Genomic DNA, 18,941 nt, shown 5'->3' with positions numbered 1-18,941 from the left:
ACCCCAGGGCGTCAAAGACAGGGTGCAGGCACCCCAAAAGGGACAGCATCGCTGTCCTAATGACTGCAAACTGCCAGAGTTTGTTGCAGGGCACAAGAGGGTTTAGAAGAATTTTAGACAAAAGTTACAAGCTGACGACTGCGGATGTAACAAAAGCAGCTTTCGGCTTGCTCGGACGCAAGTCTTCACCAATGGGTCAATGTTCTTGACATGTCGCCGGGAGCGCGGGTGGGTGCCCGCTCCGGCTCGACCGCAGGAGCATCCGAGCCATGCCTGAAAAGGCATTCCCCTCCGGGATCCGTTGCTCTAGGAGAGCATCCATGAACTTCGCCAGCGACAATATCGTGGGAGCCAGTGCTCCTGTTCTCCAGGCCATCGTGCAGGCCAATGCCGGCGCCATGGCGGCCTACGGCAACGACGCGGTCTCCCAGCGCGTCAGAGAGCGCTTCAATGAGATCTTCGAGCGTGAGATCTCCGTGTTCTTCGCCACCACGGGGACAGCCGCCAATGCCCTGGCCCTCTCATCGGCCGTTCCGCCCTATGGCCTCTGCATCTGTCATCGGGAGGCTCACGTCATCGATGATGAATGCGGGGCGCCGGAGTTCTTCATGCATGGGGCCAAGCTCGCCGGATTGCCGGGCGTCGGCGCCAAGCTGAGGGCAGAGGATGTGGCGGCCTATCTGACCAGCCTGCCCAAGGCCCCGAAGCAGATGCCGCCGAAGGCGCTCTCCATCTCGCAGGTGAGCGAAGGCGGCCTCGTCTACGGCCTTAATGAACTCGCGGCTCTGGGGCAGGTCTGCCGTGAGCACGGCCTGTCCTTCCACATGGACGGCGCACGCTTCGCCAATGCCCTGGTGGCCCTCGGCTGCACCCCGGCCGAGATGACCTGGAAACAGGGCATCGACATTCTCTCCTTTGGGGCCACCAAGAACGGCGGCCTCATGGCCGAGGCCATCGTGGTGTTCAAGCCCGAACTGGCGGAGGCGCTCGACTACCGGTCCAAGCGCGCCGGGCAGATCATCTCCAAGGGCCGCCTCGTCGCGGCGCAGTTCGAGGGCTATTTCGCGGAGGATCACTGGCTCGCCAATGCCCGCCACGCCAATCGTATGGCGAAGCTCCTGTCGGAGGGGTTGATGCAGGTGCCCGGCGTGCGTTTCGCCTGGCCGACCGAGGCCAATGAGGTGTTCCCCATCATCCCGCAGGCCCTGGATCAGGCGCTCAAGGCGGCCGGCATCCTCTATCATCCCTGGACCGAACTGAGCCTCCCGGAAGCCGAGCGGGTCGGGGAGACCGAAGTTCTAATCCGCCTCGTCGCCTCCTGGGCCACCAGGGAGGAGGATGTCCGCAAGCTTCTGGAAATTGCCTCTTCCGGGGTATCGCGCCAAGCCGCGGAGTGATTGCCCTAACCCTGCCGCATTCCCGCGCGAATGGTCACCTCATGAGACCCTTGACCACGGGGCAGCCCTCCAGCCCCAGCGGGATTTTACCAAGGACCAGGACTTCAAAATAAAAATCGCCCCGGCATGGACCGGGGCGCTCTTCGTTTAAGCTCTCTTCAGAACCTTAGGCAGCCTTTGCCTCGATGGTCTGAGCAGCGTTCGTGGAAATCGGAATGAGCTTCGGCTTCTTGGCCTCGGGCGTCTCGCGCACGAGGTCGAGGTGGAGCAGGCCGTTCTCGAGGGCTGCACCCACCACCTGCACGCCATCGGCCAGCTGGAAGCGCCGGTCGAAGCTGCGGGCGGCGATGCCCTGGTGGAGAACGTCGACTTTGCGCTCTTCCGAAGGCTTGCGCTCACCGCGCACCGAAAGGGTGTTTTCCTTCACCTCGACCGTCAGGTCGCGATCGGTGAAGCCTGCAACCGCGATGGAGATGCGATAGGCATTCTCGCCGGTGCGCTCGATGTTATAGGGTGGGTAGCTCGGGGCTGCATCGACGCCGACCATCTGGTCGAGCATCGAGAAGAGACGGTCGAAGCCGACCGTGTTGCGGTACAGGGGAGCAAGATCAAACTGTCGCATGGCATATCCTCCGCTTGAAGCGACATGCAGTCAGGGAAGATCCACCTTCAAAGGCTGGATCCGGGTTGCTGTGCCGCCGTCAAGGCCGGCACATCCTCGATGTGGGAGCGGATAAGATTGCTTTCAAGAGGGTCGTTTTCTAAGCCCAGGATGCCCTATAAAGAGGTCACGCCTTCGAGTTGGAACCCCCGAGTTGGACCCCACTGTGGAATTCATCACCACCCCTGACAATCCCGTGCCCGGCGAGCCGAATCTGGTCAGCGTGACCACCCGCGACGGCATTGCCCTGCGGACCGCCACCTGGATGCCGGAAACGGAACAGCCGCAGGGCACGGTCTGCATTCTGCAGGGCAGGGCGGAGTTCATCGAGAAATATTTCGAAGTGGTGGGCGAGCTGCTCGACCGTGGGTTTGCCGTCGTGGCCTTCGACTGGCGTGGGCAGGGGCTCTCAGGCCGACAGGTGAGCAACGCACGCAAGGGCCATGTCCGGCGCTTCTCCGATTATCGTCACGACCTGGAAGCCATACGCGATCAGATCCTCGTGCCGCACATGCCCGAGCCGCATTTTGGCCTCGCCCATTCCATGGGCGGCGCTATTGCGTTGAATGCGGCCTATGAGACTTGGTTGCCCTTCCGCCGCCTCGTGACTACGACCCCGATGATCGCGCTGTGCATTGTCAAGCGCACCCGCACTTCAGCCTTCTTCGCGCGGATCCTGCGTTTCCTCGGGATGGGCAAGACGTTCGTGCCGGGCGGCGGTGAGACCTCGATCTCCACCATGCCTTTCAAGGGCAATCGCCTGACGAGCGATCCCGGGCGCTACGCCCGCAATGCGGAGGCGGCCCATGCCATTGGAGCTGGTGCCGTAGGGGCGCCGACGGTGGCGTGGCTCGACAGCGCCTTTCGCCTCATGAAGCGGTTTGCCGATCCGCGCTATGCCATCAAGATCCGCCTGCCGACGCTGATCGTAGCGGCCGGCGCCGACCCCGTCTGCGCCACGCCGGCCACCGAGCGATTTGCCTCGCGGCTCAAGGCCGGCCGCGTCATCGTCATTCCGGGCGCCCGGCATGAGATCCTCATGGAGCGGGATGTGATCCGGGAGCAGTTCTGGGCTGCCTTCGACGCTTTCATTCCCGGCACGCCCGATCCGCAGGTAGGCGCCAAGCGTGATCTCGCTGAAGTGGGTTTAGCGGCTGAGCAGCTCGATGGCGGCCGCGTGGACCCGGCGGTCGCCCGCAGCGACGATGCGCCCGCCCTCGGCAGCGGAGCCCCCGTCCCAGGTAGTGACGATGCCGCCGGCACCCTCGATGATCGGGACCAGGGCCGCGATGTCGTAAGGCTTTAGCCCCGACTCGACCACGAGGTCGATGTGGCCTGCGGCCAGCATGCAATAGGCATAGCAATCGCAGCCGTAGCGGGCCAGGCGCGCCACGCTCTCCACCCGGTCATAAGCGCGCAGCTCGTCGCCGGCGAAGAGCCGCGGACTCGTGGTGGAGATCACCGCATCCTTGAGCGAGGTGCAGCGACGAACCTTGAGTTTGCGCTCGCCGCCGGGGCCGCGATAGGTCGCGCTGCCGCCGTCGCCGAAGAAGCGCTCGCCGGTGAAGGGCTGGTGCATCATGCCGAACACCGGCTGCTTCTTGTGGGTCAGACCGATCAGCGTACCCCAGGTTGGAAGACCGGCAATGAACGCCCGTGTGCCGTCGATGGGGTCGAGAACCCAGACGTAATCAGCCTCCGCCTGCTCAGCGCCGAATTCCTCACCGATGATCCCATGCGTGGGAAAGCTGCGCTTGATGAGGTGGCGCATGGTCGCCTCGCCGGCCCGGTCGGCCTCCGTCACCGGATCGAAGGCGCCGCCGCGGGATTTGTCTTCGGTCGCGATGGCGGTGCGGAAGAAGGGAAGGATCGCTTGGCCTGACTGGGTCGCGAGCTCGTTGACGAAATGCGTGAAGTCGATGAGCCCCATGGCGTCCCAATCCCCTGAAAGAATGATGCGGACGGCCTTGGCCCGCTTGCAGTGAGCTTTTATCAAGCGCCTGTCGCGCGGCAAGAGAGCCGGGGCGAATAAGGATCGAGAACAGATGGATTCCGCGCCCAAGCTTGGTCCGGCCCGCTCCGAGGCCGCCGTATTCCTGATCGCAGCGCTGGTTTCGATCTATGCGGTGAGCCAGTTCCTGCGCAACTCCATCGGGGTCATCGCCAACGACCTTGCCCGGGAGCTCGATCTCTCCGCCACTCAGACAGGGCTTCTCTCCAGCGCCTTCTTCTTCTCCTTCGCGGCCGTCCAGATTCCGATCGGCATCCTGATCGACCGATACGGCCCCAAGCGAACCATGCTGGCAACGGCCGTGCTGACAGTTCTCGGCACCGTGCTTTTCTCGCTCGCTCCCTCGGCGCCTCTCCTCATTGCCGCCCGGGTGCTGATGGGGCTCGGCTGTTCCACCTTCTTCATGGCCCCGCTCGTGATCTATGCGCGGCGCTTTCCGCCGCAGCGCTTCGCCGGGCTCACCAGCCTGCAGATGGGCCTGGCCAACACAGGCACCCTGGCGGCCACCGCACCTCTGGCCGCCTCGGCGGCGGCTTTCGGCTGGCGGACCTCGTTCCTGGTTGTGGCCGTCCTGACGGTGGTGATCGCCCTCGTCATCGTGGTCCTCGTGCCCAGGGATGCGGGCTCGGACAAGCCGAAGGAGACCTGGGGCGTGGCCTTCCAGGGCGTCGCTGCTGCCCTGAAGGTGCCGTCCTTCTGGCCCGTCTTTTTCATGCATCTGGCCACCTATGGATGCTTCGTTTCGGTCGTGGGCCTCTGGGCCGGGTCCTGGCTGTCCGACGTGCATGGGGCGGATCTCGCGACGCGGGGCAAGGTTCTGCTGCTTGGCGCGTCGGCGCAGATCTGCGGCATGCTGATCTGGGGCGCGATGGACCGGTTCTGGGGGAGCTACAAGAAGCCTGTGATGATCGGCAGCACGGTGACGATCCTGCTCCTCGCCGTTCTGGTCTTCGTGCCGCTTCCTCAGCCCTGGGCGACGCTCTGGTTCATCCCGTTCGGCCTGTTCGTCGCCTACACGCCAATTCTGACAAGCCACGGCAAATCGCTGTTTCCATCATCCCTGACGGGCCGGGGGATCACCTTAATGAATATCGGCACCATGGGTGGCGCCTTCCTGTCCCAGAGCGTGACCGGGATGCTGATCGATCTTGCAGGGCGCTCAGAGCAGGGGCTCTACCGGCCCGAAGGCTATCGTCTCGTTTTCGGCGCATTGGCGACGGCGCTTCTGCTCAGCCTGATCTTCTACGTCAGAGCTATCGATCCTCATCCGAGCAGATATGCAACAAAGTCATGACTGGAAGTGAAATTCCTGTTGCAAATTGTGCGCTGCGGCGTAATTATTGCGGTGCGATATGGCGATGGCGTCGCTGTATCGCATGCCCTTCTTGGGCGTTTCCTCCCTAAACTTCGGGCCGCTGGCAACAGTGGCCTTTTTCTTTGCCTGGAGTTGATCGCGGGCGTTGAGGCTCACTCCGCCGCGATGGGCCGGGTCGTCAGTTCGCCCTCGATATCCGCGATCACCTGAGCAAAGGCCTGGGTTAGATCATCGGCCAGCACCGGGAAAGCGGTTTTCTTCGCCATGCTGCGCTCGTCCATATAGAGCGCGCGGTTGATCTCGATCTGCAGGGCATGCCGCCCGAGAGCGGGCTCGCCGTAATGCTCGGTGATGAAGCCGCCGGCATAGGGCTTGTTGCGCACGACCGTATAGCCGCGCCCTCGGAGAGCTGCCTCGACCAGATCGATCAGGAGCGTGGCGCAGCTCGTGCCGTAGCGGTCGCCCAGCACGATATCGGCCTTGATCCCGTCCTCGCGGCTGACGCTGGAGGAGGGCATGGAATGGCAGTCGATCAGGACGGAGTGGCCGAAGAGCTGAGCGGTGCGGCGCACCAGCTGCCGCAGGGTGCGGTGATAGGGCTTGTAGAGCCATTCGATCCGGTGAAGGGCGTCGTCCACCGGCAGGCGCGAGCGGTAGATCTCCTGGCCGTCGGCCACGATGCGCGGGATGGTCCCTAGGCCCCCCGCTACCCGCATGGAGCGGGTGTTGGCAAAGGACGGCAGACGCCCGTCGAACATGCGGGAATCGAGCTCGTAGGGCTCCCGGTTCAGGTCGAGAAAGGCCCGCGGAAAATGCGCCGTCATCAGAGGGGCGCCAAGCCCCATCACGGAGGCGAAGAGTTCGTCCACGAAGGCGTCCTCGGAGCGCCTCAGGGCAACGGCATCAAGCCTGGACGATGCCAGGAACGAGGCCGGATAGACGGCTCCCGCATGCGGCACGTTGAAGACGAAGGGGATCGTCTGCATGGCAGGTTCGGAGACGGTGAAGGGAGGGTCGAACTCATCGACAATGGCTGGCCGCATCAGGAAATAAACTTGACTATGGTGGAAGAAATGCCGGTCTTTGGGCTAGTGTAAGGCAGCGCCGTCGCCTGTCCATGACAATATCGTATCAGGGCCGCGTCCTTCTTTCACGGCTTGTTTACTCCCGTTCCGGCATGAAGGTCTGAACCCATTCGCCATGATTCGGGGCTGGCAACCGATGAAGATCCTTCTCGCCGAAGACGACAACGATATGCGCCGATTCCTTGTGAAGGCGCTGGAGAACGCAGGCTACGACGTGGCCTCGTTCGACAACGGCCTTTCCGCCTATAACCGGCTGCGTGAGGAACCGTTCGAGCTGCTGCTGACGGACATCGTCATGCCTGAGATGGACGGCATCGAGCTGGCCCGCAAGGCCACCGAGCTCGATCCGGACATCAAGGTGATGTTCATCACCGGCTTCGCCGCCGTCGCGCTCAACCCGGACTCCCAGGCTCCTCGCGATGCGAAGGTCCTGTCGAAGCCGTTCCATCTGCGCGATCTGGTGAGCGAAGTCGATAAAATGATGGCGGCCTAAAAAAGGCCCAGCCGAAGGCTTGCGCCCGCGCCCGCTTGTGGGTATATCGCCCCCACAGCCGAGACGGGACGTCAAACATCACCGTTTCCCGGGCGCGTAGCTCAGCGGGAGAGCACTACGTTGACATCGTAGGGGTCGCTGGTTCGATCCCAGCCGCGCCCACCATTTTTCTTTTTCCGGCCTTCCCGAGGGGCCGCAGGAGACCGGATATGAAGATCCGTAACTCGTTGAAGTCGATCCGCGGCCGTCACCGCGACAACCAGCTGGTTCGTCGCAAGGGCCGGGTCTACATCATCAACAAGACCCAGAAGCGCTACAAGGCTCGCCAGGGCTGAGTTGGCGGGTGCGGCGTTGCCGCACACGAGAATCTGAATTGACCACGCATGCCGGGACCCTAAACTCCCGGCATGCGCTTTTTCGCGTCTGCCCTGATCCTATCGCTGAGCCTTGTCTCTCACCCTCTCGGTGCGCAGGAGCCTGCGCGTCCGAAGGACGGCCCGAAGGACCAGACACAGCCCGCCAAGCCTAATCCTCCGCGGGCGTCGAGCCTCGATGAATTGTTCGAGCGTTTGGGCAAGGCCCAGACCGAGCGGGAGGCCAAGGGCATCGCGTCCCTCATCGAGCGACGCTTTTCCCGCTCCGGATCCGATACCGCCGATCTCCTGCTGAGCCGGGCCGCCGAAGCGTTCGGCAAGAAGGATTTCCCTCTCTCCATCGAGCTGATCGATCGGGTCCTGGCGCTTCAGCCCAACTGGGCCGAGGCCTGGTACAAGCGCGCCACGGTCTTCTACCAGCTCGATGATCCGGTGGGAGCGATGGCCGATCTCCATCGGGCGCTGAAGATCGAGCCCCGGCACTTCAATGCCTGGACGGGTCTGGGCCATATCCTGATGGCGTCCGACGACAAGAAGCGGGCGATGCAGGCTTACCGGAAGGTGCTCGAGATCAATCCTCAGATGGATGACGTCAAAACCATCATCGAACGGCTCAAGCCGGAGGTTGACGGGCAGGACCTCTGATTTAGCTTGCGACGATGACCCTGCTCCTCGTCCTTGCGGCGCCCTTCGCTCTTCTGATCCTGGGTGCCGCCTTCACCTATCTTTATGCCTGGAGCATTGAACGGCGCTTCCCGCCGACCGGCCGTTTCATCGAGGTCGAGGGCTGCAGAATCCATTATCGGGATGAAGGGCCAAAGGAGACTCCACCGCGTGGCACCATCGTCATTCTGCACGGCGCCTCTTCGAACCTCGTCGAGTCCATGCTGGGCATGGGAGCTGCGCTCGCGCGACGCTACCGGGTGATTGCCATCGACCGTCCCGGCCATGGCTGGAGCGAGCGCAAGCCCGGACTGGCCGAGGCCGACCCGGCCCGGCAGGCGGCGCTGATGGCCGGTGCCCTGCGCCAGCTCGCCGTCAGCAACGCAGTGATCGTGGGGCATTCCTGGTCCGGAAGCATCGTGCCCCGTCTCGCCCTCGATCATGCCGACGTGACCGGGGCAATCGTCGTGCTCTCCGGCATCACGACCCCCTGGCCCGGCGGCACCATCGGCTGGTACCGCCGCCTGATCGACTCCTGGGCCGGCTGGCTCTGGTTCCGTACGTTGGCCGTGCCGATCCTGCTCGTGCTCCGGCCCTGGATGAAGAAAAAGACGTTCTGGCCGCAGCGACCTCCCAAGGGCATTGTGACGAAGGGCTTCATCCCACTGGCCTTCCGGCCAAGGGCCTACGAGGTCAACATGCAGGACTTCGCCGTCATGTATGACGGGGTTCTCAAGCAGAGCGGGCGCTACAAGGACATCCGCCTGCCGACGCTGGTGATCGCGGGTGATGCGGACGAGATCGTCTGGACCGACCTGCATAGCCGCTGCTTTGCGCGCGAAGTGCCTGACGCGGAGCTGATCCTGATGCCGGGCATCGGCCACATGCCGCAATATGCGGATCAGGAGACGGTGCTCTCGGCCATCGAAATCCTGGCCGCACGCGTCGTCGCGCCGGCCAGGGAGGATGTCGATCACGCCTGAGCGGCGTGCTCCTGATTGATGAAGGCGATGCGCACCATGTTGGTGGCGCCCGGCGTGCCGAAGGGCATGCCGGCCACGATGATCACCCGGTCGCCGACACTGGAGAAGCCTTCGCGCACGGCGAACTTGCAGGCGCGGAACGCCATGTCGTCGATGTCGCTCGCATCCTTCGTGCGGATGGAATGCACGCCCCAGACCAGGGCGAGGCGGCGGGCGGTGTCGATGCTGGGGGTCAGCGCAATCACGGTGGAGTTCGGCCGCTCGCGGGCAATACGGAAGGCCGTCGAGCCCGAGAAGGTCCAGGCCGCGACCGTCTTGAGATTGAGCGTGTCGGCGATCTGGTGGGAGGCAGCCGCGATGGCGTCGGATCCCGTGGCCTCCGGCTCGGCATTGAGCGTGCGCACGATCGACCAGTAGTTCTGATCCAGCTCCACCTCTTCGGCGATGCGGTTCATGGTGGCCACGGCGTCGATCGGATACTGGCCCGAGGCGCTCTCGGCGGAGAGCATCACCGCATCGGCTCCGTCATAGACGGCGGTCGCCACGTCCGAGACCTCGGCGCGGGTCGGCACCGGCGAGGTGATCATGGATTCCAGCATCTGGGTCGCCACCACCACGGGCTTGCCGTAGCGGCGCGCCGTACGGACGATGCGCTTCTGGATGCCGGGCACCTTTTCCAGCGGCATCTCGACGCCGAGATCGCCGCGGGCGACCATGACCGCGTCCGAGATCTCGATGATCTCGTCCAGGCGGCTGATGGCCTGGGGCTTCTCGAGCTTGGACATGACGAGCGCGCGGCCCCGGGCGACCTTCTTGACCTCCGCCACATCCTCGGGGCGCTGCACGAAGGACAGGGCGATCCAGTCCACGCCGGCATCGAGCGCCGCTTCGAGGTCCGAGCGGTCCTTGTCCGTCATGGCCGCGACCGGAATCGTGGTATCGGGCAGGCTTACGCCCTTGCGGTTCGAGATCTTGCCCGCGACCTCGACCGAAGTCGTGGCCGAACCCTGCTTCACGCTCTTCACGCGAAGCCGCAGCTTGCCGTCGTCGATCAGCACCGTGTGACCGGGCTCGAGCGAGGAGAGGATCTCCGGATGCGGCAGGTGCACGCGGTCGTTGGTACCCGGCGTTTTGTCGGCATCGAGGGTGAATGACTGGCCCGGCACCAGCATGGTGCCGTCGCCCTCGAAGGCGCCGACGCGCAGCTTGGGTCCTTGCAGGTCCGCCAGGATCGCGATGGGCCGTTTGAACTTGGCCTCGACGGCGCGGATCATCGCAACCCGCTCCTTCAGCTTCTCGCGCGGCAGGTGGCTCATGTTGAGGCGGAACACGTCGGCGCCCGCCTCGAATAGCTTGGCGATCATCTCCGGGTTCTCGGAAGCCGGCCCCAAGGTTGCTAGAATCTTCGTGCGGCGTGCGCGTCTCATTATGGCTGCCCCCCTGGGCGGTTTGTTTCGGTGAGCTGAATGGTCCAGCTCTTCTGTTCTCCGGTGTCGACTTCGAAGAAGCCGCTGCGGTCAAAGCCCCTGGCGAGGCAATCCTCCGTTCCGCGAATTGTGAACTCGCGCTCCCGCGTGCACATGAAGGAGCGACCGCTCCACTCGCCGCCGCGGTCGTAGTCGATGGCGTAGACATAGTAGAAACGTCCGGCGAGCTGCCCCTTCAGCAGGGTCTCGCAGCCGCGGGCGGTGAGATTCCACCAACCCTCCGTGACCCACCCTTGCGCGTCCCGGTAGCCGAGCGCGATACCGACCCGGCTCGAGGTCATGTTGCACAGGCGCAGGTCCGCCTTCGCGGGCGAGGCGGCCAGCAGGCAGCCGCTCATGACGAAGGCCGCGAGTGCAAGACTTCGCCGGCAGAAAGCAGACGATGTGAGGGTGAAGGCCGTCATGGATATGGTTTGGTCGAATCGGAAGGAATGAAATCGCACAATGAGTTAAGAACTTTGGCGAATCGTTGTCGGCCAGATGCGCCCCAGGAGCAAGAGCTTCGAGCCGGTGGGTGGAAGAATTTGCCACCTGCATGGCCTCTTCGTCACAGGCGGCTGACTCGAGGGCCGACAATGCTCCCTGTTCGGGGAGGGGATTGCCGTGCTGTCAGGCCTGCGTCTCGGGTCTCGGGCGGGCCACCCAGATGCCGAACAGAATCAGTGCTCCGCCCAAGGCCTGAATCGGCGTCAGCGCCTCGTTCAGAACGGCCCAGCCGAACACGGCAGCGGCAATCGCCTCCAGGAAAATCACCAGGGACGAGAAGGTCGCCGGCAGCCGCCCGAGCGCGATGGCGAGAAGGCCCTGGCCGCCCGCATGGCTGATGTACGACATGGCGAGCAGCGCCGCGATGCCTTGCGCCGTCTGCGGGATCACCCGCGTGTCGAACAGGACCGCAATGACGAGGAGGATGGCCGAGGTGATGAGCCCCGCCTCGAAGGTCACCCTGGCGGCGCCCGCCGTCTTGCGCGCCCGGCTGGCGGCAAGAAAATACATGCCGAAGAAAAACGCCGTCGCGACCCCGTAGAGGTCACCTACGATTCGGGCTGGATCCGCCTGAAGGCTCTGACCGATCAGGGCCGCGCCGCCCAGGAGGCAAAGGCCGAGGCCGAGAAAGGTGCCCCGCGAGACCCGTTGGCGCAGCACGAGCCAGACGGTCAGCACGACGAAGAGCGGCGCCATGGTGGCAAAGAACGTGGCGTTGGCTACCGTCGTCTTGAGAATCGCCAGGTGCCAGAAGAACAGATCGCCGGCAAAGACGATGCCGCCGAGAATACTGGCCTTGGAAAAACGAACCCTTGGCACATCGGCTGGTGCCCGCTTTTCCTCGATGCGCATCCAGGCATAGAGCAGGGGCAGGCAGAGCGAGACGCGCCAGAAGGCGCTGGCGAAGGGCCCCACATCGGCCGGTGTCCCGCCCATATCGGCGGAGGCGAAGCGGACGAAGATGGGGGAAATGCCCATCGCCACGGCGCCCAGGCAGAGGGCGGCAAAAGCGGAGGCGAAGCCCGGCTCAAGGCGGGCCGTGGTGGATGTCGGGGACATGTGGAATGTGAAAGTGTGTTGCGCGGATGGTCGCGTTGTCAGGGATGGAGGGGCAGGGTAAGGCTTTTCCTCCGCCGTTCAATCCATCCTTATCCGAAACCCATCACTCCATGCCTGCTTCCGCCGCGCTCAAGCTCGACAAGTCGTTTCTTGAGCCTCATCCGGTCGAGACCATTCCCGGTTCCGTCGAGTCGGGGATCCTGATCCTGTGCGACCATGCCTCCAACGCGGTGCCGCCGGATCTCGGCGATCTCGGCCTGCCGGCATCCGAATTCCAGCGCCACATCGCCTATGACATCGGCGCCGCAGCCGTGACCCGGTCGCTGGCCCGACGTCTCGGGGCTCCGGCGATCCTGACCCGGTTCTCGCGGCTGATCATCGATCCCAACCGGGGCAGGGACGACCCCACCCTGGTCATGCGCCTCTCCGACGGTGCCGTGGTGCCGGGCAATGCCCGTGTGGACGACACGGACGTGCAGAGGCGCATCGCCCGCTTCTACGACCCATACGACCATGCCATCGCGGACGCGATCCACCGGGCCATGGCTGGCGGCCATCCGCCGGTGATCGTGACGGTTCATAGCTTCACGCCGGTCTGGCGCGGCTGGGCGCGGCCCTGGCATGTGGGCATTCTCTGGGATGCCGACGACCGCTTCGCCAAGCCGCTCCTGGAGGGGCTGCAGGCGGAGGACGGACTCGTCGTGGGTGACAACGAGCCCTATGATGGGGCACTGGCGGGCGACACGATCGACCGCCATGCGACGGTCCGAGGCCTGGCCAATGCGCTTATCGAGATCCGACAGGACCTGATCGCTTCGGACGAAGGCGCCGAGGAATGGGCCGAGCGCTTCGCCCGGCTGCTCGAGCCGCTCGCAAGCCAGCCGGAGCTTAGGGCGCCCAGGATCTTCGGGACCCGCACCCGGGACCGCCTGCACCAGCATGGAGGATAGGCCCATGAAGGACATCGACGACAGGACCCGCACGGAACTGGAGGCCGCCGCCTTCCGCCGACTGGTCGAGCATCTGCGGGAGCGCACGGACGTTCAGAACATCGACCTCATGAATCTGGCGGGCTTCTGCCGCAACTGCCTGTCGAATTGGCTGAAAGATGCCGCCGACCAGCGGGGCGTCGCCCTCTCCAAGGAGGACAGCCGGACCCATGTCTATGGCATGCCTTACGAGGAGTGGAAGCAGCTCCATCAGAGCGAGGCCAGCCCGTCTCAGCTCGCAGATTTTGAGAAATCGAAGCCGGGGCATTAAAACGGCTTCAACCAAATGACCATAACACTGGCGCCAATGCCATCAATCAGGGGCTTCATTCATGGATGACGCAGCTTTCAACACCGAATCCGTCGCCGCCGACCAGCTGAAGGCCTTCATCGAGCGCATCGAGCGCCTCGAGGAGGAAAAGGCCGGGATCGCGGGCGACATCAAGGACGTCTACGCCGAGGCCAAGGGCAACGGCTTCGACACCAAGGTCCTGCGCAAGATCATCTCCCTGCGCAAGCGCGATTACGCCGAGCGCCAGGAGGAGGAGGCGATCCTCGAACTCTACATGCAGGCGCTCGGGATGGCGTAGATTGATCCTGTCCGTCCTAAGACGCTCCAAGGCCCTGCAGCGCAATCTGCGGGGCCTTTGTCATTCCTGAGGCGCGTCTGCCAGACTTAAGGAATGCAGAACATCGACCGTCCCGGGCGGCAATGGCGTCGACCGGCGGGTTTCCTTGTCCACCATGACGATGGTGGCTTCCGTCGTGGCGACGAGGCGCCCATCGTTGAAAATGCCCTGGGCGAGGGTGAACGAGCTGCGTCCGACCCTCACGACGCCCGTGCCGATCTCGACGTGGCCTGGCCAGAAGAGCTCCGCCCGGAAGTCGATCTGCAGCCGGGCGATGACGAAGCTCCGGCCTTCAGAGGCGAGCGGCCGCGCCGGATCGTACATGAAGGCGACACGCCCCACTTCCGAGAAGGTGGCGAAGACCGCATTGTTCACATGCCCCTGTCGGTCGAGATCCGCATAACGGATATCGGTGGAGGTGCGGCTCGGATAAGCCTCCAGCGGGCGAAGGGCGTTCGGGTCTTTCATCGTCCGATCCTTGTCATGCGGCCATAGAATACGAAACGCCGTGTGGCTCAAGAGAGAGGGCTGCCATCGGAGCCTTTTTCCATCCCGAATGATCTGCCATGCAGCCCGCGCCCTCGCGCCGGGCGGCCCGGTTCTCTATAGATCCTAAGAGATTCGACGCGGGGAGGGATGCATGAAGCGCGCGGCACACGAAGTCACGGAACCTCGGGACGCGGAGGCGCGCCGGAGGATTCCGCCCGTCATCTGTTACCCCGTCGACACCCTGCCGCGACCCGACCTCGCCGCCTATCAGGCTGCCCGCGATGGCTGGGAGAAGGTGGATGAGGTCGTGGTGCCGCCGCGCGAGGCGCGCTCTTTCCACGTGCCGGCGGGCTCGTTCTTTCGCATCGTCAGCATCGACGGGCCGCAGGTGGGCGACCTCAATCTCTGGTCGGCGGACGATATCAACGAGCGCTTCTTCTCGGGCAAGACGCGGGCCCTGCATGGTACGCACGTCTCGACCGGCGACCAGCTCTGGTCATGCCTGCCTTACCTGAGGCCCATGGCGACGATCACGCACGACACCCTCGACTGGTACGGCTTCGACGCGTTCGGCGGCTCGGTGCACGACGTGATCGGCACGCGTTGCGACCCCTATACCCACAAGCTCCTCTCAGGAGCCGAATACCACCATTGCTGCCATTCGAACCTGACCCGAGCCCTGAGCGAGCGCTTAGGCAAGCCGAAGCAGGAGGTGGAGCCTGCCGTGCACGACGTGCTAAACGTGTTCATGTGCACCGGATTCACCCGCGACACGGGGCAGTATTTCATGAAGGCGAGCCCGGTGCGGCCGGGCGATTATCTCGAGTTCTTCGTCGAGATCGATCTTCTGGGGGCGCTCTCCGCCTGTCCGGGCGGCGATTGCAGCGCGGAGCATTCGAGCGACGTGGCCGTCTGCCATCCGCTGCTGGTGGAGGTCTACAGGCCCAAGGCCCCACCTGCCGGGTGGACCTCCCCGCCCCGCAACGGCTACAGCCGCCGGCACGAGGATTAAATGGAAAAGGGCCCCAACGGGGCCCTTTCTTATTGCACTACTTTCAGCGGCTTGACCGCCGGTCCTGTGAACCGGTTCGTCGCCAGATCGGCCACGGGCTTCTTGGAAAAACCCATATGCAGGCTCGGTTCCGCAGTCATCAAGGCCGTGAGCGCCGTGGCAGGCGGCTGCTTCGCCGCGGCGGCCGGGGCCTTGGGAACGATGGCGGGTTGCGGCTTTACCGGCTTGGCCTCCCTGGGCGTGGAGCCTGTGGTCGTGACCGGAATATCGATAGGAGCCGCCGCGGCGACCTGAATGGGTCGCAGATCCGGACGCGGCGGGGGCAGGGGCGCCGGGGAGGCGATGGCTGCATTCGTCGTGCCCCGCAGATCGGCAAGAACGGGAATCGGGTTCGTGGCCGAGAGCGAGCCCGGACGGGCCGGCGGAAGCGGCGCATAGGCCAGCGCGACGGTGCCGGCGAGAGCCTCGATGCCTGTGTCATCCGAGTCGGGCCGGCGCGGCGGCATCGGGGCGAAAGCCATGCCCTTGGCGATGGACATCTCCGATGCGCCCGGGCCCTGCTGCCAGCCCAGGGCCGGGCCGGATGCGGTCTGGACCGTGCCAGGTGCCCCGTTGATCCGGGTCGGTGGCAGTGGGGGCGGCGCAGGCGGCGTCAGCTCCTCGCGCAGAGCGGGGGCCATGGAGGCCACGACAGCCGGTGCAGGCGGTTCGGGTCGTGGCTGGATCGCCACCGGTGCGCGGCGCGCCGTCGGGGTCGGGCTCCCGTAGGATTGCATGGCCGCATAGACCGACGAGTTGGAATCGCTTGCGTAATTGTCCGGCGCCGATGGCTGCTGGCGGGAGGCCATGATGGCACGGCCGGGGCGCGAGGCGACCCGGATCTCCTCGGCATCCTCCTCCTCGTCGTCGTTGAGGCCGAACAGGGTGGCCCAGAAGCTCTTGCGGCGCGGCTGGTTGGCAATGGCCTCTTCCGCATCGGCATAAGCCGTGTAGCCCGCCACCGTGCCGCCCTTGGCCAGCACTTCCGCGCGGGCTTCCTCATAGCCGGGCAGGGGCCTGCCGTCGGCGGGTATGTGCACGGTCTTTCCGTCCGGGAAGATGCTGGCCAGCTGCGATCGGGTCATGCGGGGCCAGGCGCGCACGCTGCCCACATCGAGATGGATGAAAGGCGTGTAGGCATTGGGATAATAACCGACGCCGCCGTTCTGGAGCCGCATGCCGATGGCCCGGACGCGGGAGGCGGACACGTCGGGCAGGTAGAAGTCGAGCGCCTTGCCCTGCATGTGCTGGCTGTTCTTGGCCACCGCGCTGGAGCGCCGGCGCAGCATCGAGTTGGTCTGAGGCGAGCGGTAGGCCGAGTTCACGTGGACGGGCGCATCGGATCCCACCTCGCGATAGACCTCCCACACCGTGTCGAACAGGCGCGGGTCCATGCGGGTCGACTCGGCACGCCGCCAGTCGCGCAGGAACCAGTTGAGCTGCTGCAGGGCGCCCGAATCGTACTGCCCGTTGCGCCGGAAGGTGACGGTGAGGGTTTCCTTGGTGTTGTTGTGGTAAAAGGTCAGTGTGCGGGTGTCGCCATTGGCGACGGCATCCTGCGTGCCGCGCACCCCGCCCACCATGACGGCCAGAAAGGCCGCAAGACCCATGCCGACGCGAGACGCGAGCCGGTCCTTACGCAATACTCTCACTGTGATACTCGTCTTTACCGGGCCGCATCCACAGATGCAGCGATCCTTATAGTGAAAGGATCTTTGCCGAAGACGGTTACGTTCCCGTTAAGTGCGTGAAGGAAAGTGGCTGAAAGACGGAGCTATTCGGACAGGTTCAGGGCGGCACGGACCTTACGGTCGAGGCCATAGATGTCCTCGAAGCGCTTCAACTCGCCCTTCTCGTCGACCGAGAGGGTGAAATAGGTCAGATGCACGGGCAGGGGATCGGTCAGGTGCACATAGCGTTCGCCCTTGCCGATGAGGCCACGCAGCTTCTGCTCGGTCCATTTGCCGTCCTGGCCCATGATCTCCTCTGCAAGCTCGAAAGGCTTGTCGACCCGCACGCAGCCATGGCTGAAGGCCCGCTTGCTGGCGGAGAAGAGGTTGCGGTTCGGCGTGTCGTGCAGATAGACCGCATGCTGGTTAGGGAACATGAACTTCACGTAGCCCAGCGCATTGCGCTCACCCGGCGGCTGCTGCACCGTGATGCGGTCGCCTTTGCGGATGACCTTGTAGCCCTTGCGCGCGGCGTAATAGGGATCGTTGGCCAGCCCCGGCAGAATCTCCTTCTTCATGATGGAGGGTGGGATCGTCCAGGACGGATTCACCACCAGATATTTCATGTTCTCCGAGAAGATCGGCGTCTGCGACTGTTCCTTGCCGACGATCACACGGGTCTCGTGGACCACGTTGCGGCCCTCAGTCAGACGCAGGCGGTATTCGGGCACATTCACGGCGATATGCCGCTCGCCCAGATCCGCGGGCAGCCAGCGCCAGCGCTCCATGTTGGCGATGATCTCCGATGCTCGCTGCACCACGGAAGGCCCGGAGAGCGCCGCCACCGTCTGGGCGTTGAGCACGCCCGTATCGGGCAGGCCCCGTTCCTTCTGAAAAGCCGCCACCGCGGAGGCGACGCGCTCGTCGTAGACGGTCTGGTTGTCGGAATCCTTGGCGAGATTAAAGCGCGCGCGGATCAAGGGCACGCGCGGATCCTTCATGCCCACACGTAGGATCGGCCCTTTGGGGAGGCGCACGCTGGGTTGGGAAGGATGGCTTTCACGCAATTGCGCCAGCCGCTCCCTCAAGGCCTTGTAGCCGGCATGCGGCGGGTTGTAGGCCGCCAGCGCTGCGCCGGCATTCTTCGACGAGGCGACCTTGCCCAGCACTTCGCCGATGTCCGGCATTGCGAGCTTCGGGGTCACGAGAGGCGAAAGGCGCGCAAGATCGATGCGGGCGCCCCTGGCGTCGCGGGCATAGCGGATCACGGACAGCGAGAGCTTCACATCGGCCCTGGCCCATTGCGCAAGCGGCGCATCCTTGCGCAGGCCCGCATCACGAAGGACATAATCGGTGGGGTCGAGGCCATCCTCGTCAGCAGCCTTCAGGCGCTCCATCGCGGCCTGAGCCGCCGGGGTCCAGGCTCCATCCTGCGACCAGACCAGCGGACGCTCGGCCTGCGCATAATAGGCGGCCAGAGCCTCGCGATCCTTGGCCCCCACGCGCAACTCGCGCATGGCCGCATCGTCGGCGAACAGGCCTTCGACCGCCATGCGCACGATGTCCGCCTTCATGAGAGCCGTGACGGGCGCCGCATCCGGCAAGGGAATTTCGATGACAGGAGCAGACTTCAGATCAGCCGCCTCGATCGATACGGGAGCGGGCTCCGTCAGCGGAATGACCGGTGATGCAACGTCCGTCGATGCAGGGGCGTCCTGGATCGCCACATCGTGGAAGGATGGCTGCGCCGGGCTTTCAGCGATGGGCTCGAGACGATCGGCCTGTGGAGTGGTGATGGTATCCGCCGAAACGGAGAGGGGCAGGAGAGAAACCGATCCGATCAGACCGAGCCAAACGGCTGTCTTGCGCAACCCACGCATGACCATGCTCCTCGTCGCAATGAAGGTGGAGGATTTCAGAGATCCTCCATCAAATGATTTTCGTCAGTGTGCGGGCACACGTCTGTTACGCTTAACGCGCAAAACGCCGTGCGGCTTCATCGTCTAGGCCAAGTTCTTTCAATTTTCTGTAAAGAGTTGACCGGCTTGATTCCAAGCCAGGGCGGGATGGCCGACATATGTCCTTGAAATACAAAGGAG

19 protein-coding genes, 1 tRNA gene and 1 pseudogene are annotated in these 18,941 nt (G+C 64.3%); 12 read left to right on the top strand and 9 right to left on the bottom strand.

What is annotated here, in order from left to right; translation table 11 throughout:
* Positions 1–320: 320 nt before the first annotated feature.
* The gene (locus FHR70_RS22165) at positions 321–1,397 is read left to right on the top strand and encodes a threonine aldolase family protein (protein ID WP_183454318.1); all 1,077 of its coding nucleotides are present in this window, start codon (positions 321–323) and stop codon (positions 1,395–1,397) included.
* A 166-nt stretch (positions 1,398–1,563) separates the two neighbouring features.
* On the opposite strand, the gene FHR70_RS22160 is transcribed toward FHR70_RS22165, so the two are convergent.
* Positions 1,564–2,019 carry an Hsp20 family protein gene (locus tag FHR70_RS22160; RefSeq protein ID WP_183454316.1) on the bottom strand — a complete coding sequence of 152 codons (456 nt, stop codon included), beginning with the start codon at positions 2,017–2,019 and terminating at the stop codon, positions 1,564–1,566.
* Between the two features lie 205 nt (positions 2,020–2,224).
* Between FHR70_RS22160 and FHR70_RS22155 the strand changes: the two are divergent.
* Positions 2,225–3,157: pseudogene (locus tag FHR70_RS22155) on the top strand (alpha/beta fold hydrolase); the annotation flags it as partial.
* 48 nt (positions 3,158–3,205) lie between these two features.
* Here FHR70_RS22155 and hisN read toward each other — a convergent pair.
* Positions 3,206–3,988: a histidinol-phosphatase gene (hisN, locus tag FHR70_RS24230; protein WP_343058870.1), complete on the bottom strand. Its 783-nt coding sequence runs from the start codon at positions 3,986–3,988 to the stop codon at positions 3,206–3,208.
* A gap of 115 nt (positions 3,989–4,103) precedes the next feature.
* Here hisN and FHR70_RS22150 point away from each other — a divergent pair, with 115 nt between their 5' ends.
* Entirely contained in the window at positions 4,104–5,363 is a 1,260-nt protein-coding gene (locus FHR70_RS22150; RefSeq protein ID WP_183454312.1) for an MFS transporter, read from the top strand.
* Positions 5,364–5,536: 173 nt separating this feature from the next.
* On the opposite strand, the gene FHR70_RS22145 is transcribed toward FHR70_RS22150, so the two are convergent.
* On the bottom strand, positions 5,537–6,427 hold the full coding sequence (locus tag FHR70_RS22145) for an N-formylglutamate amidohydrolase (protein WP_183454310.1): 891 nt from the start codon (positions 6,425–6,427) through the stop codon (positions 5,537–5,539).
* Between the two features lie 178 nt (positions 6,428–6,605).
* Here FHR70_RS22145 and cpdR point away from each other — a divergent pair, with 178 nt between their 5' ends.
* The 5 genes from cpdR (at position 6,606) to FHR70_RS22120 (ending at position 8,982) form a co-directional block, all read left to right on the top strand.
* Entirely contained in the window at positions 6,606–6,962 is a 357-nt protein-coding gene (cpdR, locus tag FHR70_RS22140; protein ID WP_099509351.1) for a cell cycle two-component system response regulator CpdR, read from the top strand.
* Positions 6,963–7,052: 90 nt separating this feature from the next.
* Positions 7,053–7,127 (top strand) — tRNA-Val (locus tag FHR70_RS22135).
* A gap of 44 nt (positions 7,128–7,171) precedes the next feature.
* Complete coding sequence (gene ykgO, locus FHR70_RS22130) at positions 7,172–7,297, top strand: type B 50S ribosomal protein L36 (RefSeq protein WP_009763379.1); 126 nt, start codon at positions 7,172–7,174, stop codon at positions 7,295–7,297.
* Positions 7,298–7,369: 72 nt separating this feature from the next.
* On the top strand, positions 7,370–7,981 hold the full coding sequence (locus FHR70_RS22125; protein WP_183454308.1) for a tetratricopeptide repeat protein: 612 nt from the start codon (positions 7,370–7,372) through the stop codon (positions 7,979–7,981).
* Between the two features lie 14 nt (positions 7,982–7,995).
* Entirely contained in the window at positions 7,996–8,982 is a 987-nt protein-coding gene (locus FHR70_RS22120) for an alpha/beta fold hydrolase (protein ID WP_183454306.1), read from the top strand.
* On the opposite strand, the gene pyk is transcribed toward FHR70_RS22120, so the two are convergent.
* The 3 genes from pyk to FHR70_RS22105 form a co-directional block, all read right to left on the bottom strand.
* Complete coding sequence (gene pyk / locus FHR70_RS22115) at positions 8,973–10,409, bottom strand: pyruvate kinase (protein ID WP_183454304.1); 1,437 nt, start codon at positions 10,407–10,409, stop codon at positions 8,973–8,975. The genes FHR70_RS22120 and pyk overlap by 10 nt on opposite strands.
* Complete coding sequence (locus FHR70_RS22110; protein ID WP_183454418.1) at positions 10,409–10,807, bottom strand: DUF1036 domain-containing protein; 399 nt, start codon at positions 10,805–10,807, stop codon at positions 10,409–10,411. Before FHR70_RS22110 ends, pyk begins: the two co-directional genes overlap by 1 nt.
* Before the next feature lie 271 nt (positions 10,808–11,078).
* Complete coding sequence (locus FHR70_RS22105) at positions 11,079–12,014, bottom strand: DMT family transporter (protein ID WP_183454302.1); 936 nt, start codon at positions 12,012–12,014, stop codon at positions 11,079–11,081.
* Positions 12,015–12,124: 110 nt separating this feature from the next.
* Here FHR70_RS22105 and FHR70_RS22100 point away from each other — a divergent pair, with 110 nt between their 5' ends.
* The 3 genes from FHR70_RS22100 (at position 12,125) to FHR70_RS22090 (ending at position 13,593) form a co-directional block, all read left to right on the top strand.
* Positions 12,125–12,964, top strand: coding sequence for an N-formylglutamate amidohydrolase (locus tag FHR70_RS22100; protein WP_183454300.1), 840 nt, complete (start codon positions 12,125–12,127; stop codon positions 12,962–12,964).
* Between the two features lie 4 nt (positions 12,965–12,968).
* The gene (locus FHR70_RS22095) at positions 12,969–13,274 is read left to right on the top strand and encodes a DUF1244 domain-containing protein (protein ID WP_183454298.1); all 306 of its coding nucleotides are present in this window, start codon (positions 12,969–12,971) and stop codon (positions 13,272–13,274) included.
* Between the two features lie 61 nt (positions 13,275–13,335).
* Positions 13,336–13,593 (top strand): DUF2312 domain-containing protein, encoded by a 258-nt coding sequence (locus tag FHR70_RS22090; RefSeq protein ID WP_036355032.1) that lies wholly within the window; start codon positions 13,336–13,338, stop codon positions 13,591–13,593.
* A gap of 60 nt (positions 13,594–13,653) precedes the next feature.
* Here the strand turns inward: FHR70_RS22090 and FHR70_RS22085 are convergent, their stop codons facing one another.
* Positions 13,654–14,100, bottom strand: a complete 447-nt coding sequence (locus FHR70_RS22085) for an acyl-CoA thioesterase (protein ID WP_183454296.1) — start codon at positions 14,098–14,100, stop codon at positions 13,654–13,656.
* A 172-nt stretch (positions 14,101–14,272) separates the two neighbouring features.
* Here FHR70_RS22085 and FHR70_RS22080 point away from each other — a divergent pair, with 172 nt between their 5' ends.
* Entirely contained in the window at positions 14,273–15,133 is an 861-nt protein-coding gene (locus FHR70_RS22080) for an urea carboxylase-associated family protein (protein ID WP_183454294.1), read from the top strand.
* Positions 15,134–15,162: 29 nt separating this feature from the next.
* Here FHR70_RS22080 and FHR70_RS22075 read toward each other — a convergent pair whose 3' ends face one another.
* Both FHR70_RS22075 and FHR70_RS22070 read right to left on the bottom strand, forming a co-directional pair.
* Positions 15,163–16,824 (bottom strand): peptidoglycan L,D-endopeptidase MepK, encoded by a 1,662-nt coding sequence (locus tag FHR70_RS22075; protein ID WP_343058867.1) that lies wholly within the window; start codon positions 16,822–16,824, stop codon positions 15,163–15,165.
* Between the two features lie 122 nt (positions 16,825–16,946).
* Entirely contained in the window at positions 16,947–18,722 is a 1,776-nt protein-coding gene (locus tag FHR70_RS22070) for a L,D-transpeptidase family protein (RefSeq protein ID WP_183454292.1), read from the bottom strand.
* Between the last annotated feature and the right edge of the window lie 219 nt (positions 18,723–18,941).

It is taken from the genome of Microvirga lupini, from assembly GCF_014191055.1.
Classification (GTDB): Bacteria; Pseudomonadota; Alphaproteobacteria; order Rhizobiales; family Beijerinckiaceae; genus Microvirga; species Microvirga lupini_A.
This window is presented reverse-complemented; position numbering and strand designations above follow the sequence as displayed.